Genomic DNA, 3,178 nt, shown 5'->3' on the forward strand with positions numbered 1-3,178 from the left:
CCATTACCTGCTCTTGTACCATAAATAGCTGCAGATGCATCTTTTAGGAAAGATAAACTTTCTATTTCAGAAGGATCCAGGTTATTAAAGAGTGTAGCATCAGGTTGTCCGTTTTGAGGATTGATCTGAATTACATCATCAATTACATATAGCGGGTCTGTAGAACCGCCGTCTTTAGAGAAAATAGTGTTAGGATTTCTAATGGTCAACTTTGCTGTAGAACCTGGTCTTGAAATACCCCCGCTCACCCCAACACCTAATATTTTTCCAGCCAGTGCAGCACCGATATTACTTGCAGGTAAGTCCTCCACCTCGGTTGCCTTTATATCTACAACAGCACCTGTTAAATGACTTCTCTTTTGGGTACCATAACCAACAACAACCACATCTTCGAGGCTCTTGTTTTCCGGAACTAAACGAACTACAATATTAGTTTGCTTGCCTATGGTTACCTGTTGTCTTACATATCCTATAAATGAGAATACAAGAACATCTGCATCAGATTTTACCTGGATGGTGTAAACACCGTCAGAATTGGTGCTCACATTGCTTGGAACACCTTTTAGACTTACATTTACTCCAGGGATTCCCTGCCCATCTGCCTGATCGACAACTTTACCCGTAATCTTTCGGTCTTGAGCAAAAAGGATTGTGCTTGCCAGTAGCATAAATAGCAAGGACAAAGAAATTTTGCGTAAAAATTTTAAGTTCATCTTATTATTTGGTTAGTTTTTAATTCTATTTAGACAATTTCCCGTCTGCTTTTAATGGTGTGATCTCTTCAATGATCAAAAGTTTCAACCTTCAATCGATTGAGCAACTATAGTATCGTTTTAACTTTACAAATGGAGCGTATTAAGAGAGCAGAGAAAATAGATGTAAAATTATTTTATGATAAAAGAATCAACCACGGCTTCTAATAAAAAAAATCGGTGATAATATGGGTAATTTGGCTCATTTTTTACTTTGATCTTGGTATTTATTCTGGTTAGAAAGTATATTATATCTCAAAATTGCAATCAATAATCGGCTATTTACTGTATGATTTTGGCTACATATTATAGGCTATTAACGTAACTAAATCAAATCAATATAGTTCTTTGCTTGATCTGTATTTGATGATCTAAGATATGGAAATATATTCATATATAAATGTAACATTCTTAAATAAAAATAAATTAAAAAAAACGAGACAGATTTTGCCTCGTTTTAGATGAATTAAAGCCCATGTTATTGAGCGCTCACAAATGATAGTATTAATTCTGAATTTTCACATCAACGTTTAAGAATACACCGCCAGAAGAGTTGTTACTCGAAACAGAATTCACATAAAAAGCACCATACTTTCCGTCAGCAGTTAAAAAATAAAATAAACTCCCTGGAATCAGCCCGGTAGATATACCTTTAAGTGAGGAATCGGGCTCGAATTTAAAGCATAAACATTGTACAAATATGCATTTGGTGTCCCGGTTACGGGCGACCTATACAATCCCAGATCTATTTTATCAGAACTGGCTGCACCGTTACTGTAATTGAATAGTTCTCCTGTTGAAAGTGACATATAACAGTTCTTCACTTTACCTAATGTATCAGGAATATATAATTCTCTTGAAGACCAATATTTATAATCTGACCTTACCTCTATTGTAATCGTTTTGTAACCGTCACCCAAATAAACCCCTGCTTTATCCAAAGCCCAAATGCGATAGGATGTTTTGCCAACCCGGGTATTCATTTTCAGTTTTACAACTCCCGAATAATTTCTTCTTTGATTATCGTTAACTATAATTTTAGAGGGTATAGCCGCCGATGTTTCGAAAATACAGACAGCATACATATCCTCCTTTGCAGAAGTTATGGTGTAATCCAGATACACGCTATCACCTGCATTTACTTCTTTATAATCGGTTACTGCATAAGGGCTTGTTGAATGATAGGTTACTGTTACATCATCAAACATATTAAATATATTTTCTCCTTCTTTTTTACATGAAGAAAATACGACGGCTCCTACAGCCAAAAAGCCTAAATATTTTAAAATTCTTTTCATGATTTTATCTGTTTAAATAAAGAATTATTTTAAAGGATCAAAAGTGCCACCATCCCAACCGATTGTTTGCTCTAATAACGGGCTAGAATTCATAAATGTTGATGGCAAAGCATAGAAATAATAGGTATCTGGTATACTGAAGCCAGTTACGCCCTGGTTCAATATTGAGGTTTTGAAGTATTTCTCAAAAGATGTTTTGTCATTGACATTAACTCCTTCTCTAAACCGTGCTCCATTTGCCGTAACTACTTCAAGTTCAGTTTTTAGTGCTGCAGATTTTGTTTCCCACTGTATGGTTACCTTCGAACGCAAATTCTATCATTCTTTCTTTCAGTATTAAATCTCGCATTAGTAATTTCGATGAAGCCAGATCTAGTCCGTAATTTTTTGTTCCAGCCTGAATGCCAGCGCGAATTCTGATTTCTTTTACTAAATTTTGTGCTTCTGCGAGGTTACCGATTTCATTGGCACATTCTGCCAAATTCATAATTACTTCAGCATAACGCAACTCTATCCAGTCTAAGCCATTCCCCCCAAAATCATTGGCATAAGCCACAGCGCCTTTCGCCAGTTCAGGATCGCAAAATCGTTTCATATAAAAGCCCTGCGGCGATGGTTCGGTAATGTTCGAAACATAATTCCATTGTCTCCTGCTGCTTGCACCGCTTAATTTCCAGCTGCTTCCATTGTAGGCTATCGTTGCATCCAATCTTGGATCGCGGTTTACCCAAAATAGCACAGGATCGTAAGTGAACGAGCTGGCCTGCCCAACCGGAACTCCATCCTTCATGGTATAAGTGTTTACAAGATTTAAGGTCGGAATAAATGCAGATGCACCACCACCCTCTTCTGTGGGCCTTGCTTTGGCTTCTACATTCTGACCTCTTTTTTCAACTTTATTAGAATAGGAACGGACAATTATAGCCTCCGTATTACTGGTTCCTTCCTTCAAAAAAATATCTCCATAGTTTGGTAATAAACTGTTACCTGAAGCTTTGCATATATCATAAGCTTCTTTACAAGCCTGATATGCAGTAGTCCACCTGCTTTGATCAAAGGGGTGTGATGGATTATCTAGGGGATTAAACTGCGGACTTGCCCAGTATAACAATACCCGGCCTTTTAATG

4 protein-coding genes are annotated in these 3,178 nt (G+C 37.0%); all 4 read right to left on the reverse strand.

The annotated features are described in order from the left end of the window. A partial coding sequence (locus AC1DND_RS27815; RefSeq protein WP_477586082.1) for a carboxypeptidase-like regulatory domain-containing protein occupies positions 1–713 on the reverse strand: 713 nt, incomplete at its 3' end. A 671-nt stretch (positions 714–1,384) separates the two neighbouring features. Next, positions 1,385–2,050 (reverse strand): hypothetical protein, encoded by a 666-nt coding sequence (locus AC1DND_RS27820; protein WP_477586084.1) that lies wholly within the window; start codon positions 2,048–2,050, stop codon positions 1,385–1,387. 24 nt (positions 2,051–2,074) lie between these two features. Then, a complete protein-coding gene (locus AC1DND_RS27825; protein WP_477586086.1) occupies positions 2,075–2,362 on the reverse strand; it encodes a hypothetical protein in 288 nt (95 codons plus the stop codon). Beyond that, positions 2,307–3,178 (reverse strand): RagB/SusD family nutrient uptake outer membrane protein (locus AC1DND_RS27830; protein ID WP_477586087.1); only part of this gene is annotated, 872 nt, incomplete at its 5' end. The genes AC1DND_RS27830 and AC1DND_RS27825, both read right to left, overlap by 56 nt.

The sequence above is a fragment of the Pedobacter sp. 01N416 genome, assembly GCF_056399685.1.

What these genes read in the sequence shown, in the direction of transcription:
- AC1DND_RS27820 (WP_477586084.1), bottom strand. Translation starts at nt 2,050, where the DNA reads ATGAAAAGAATTTTAAAATATTTAGGCTTTTTGGCTGTAGGAGCCGTC.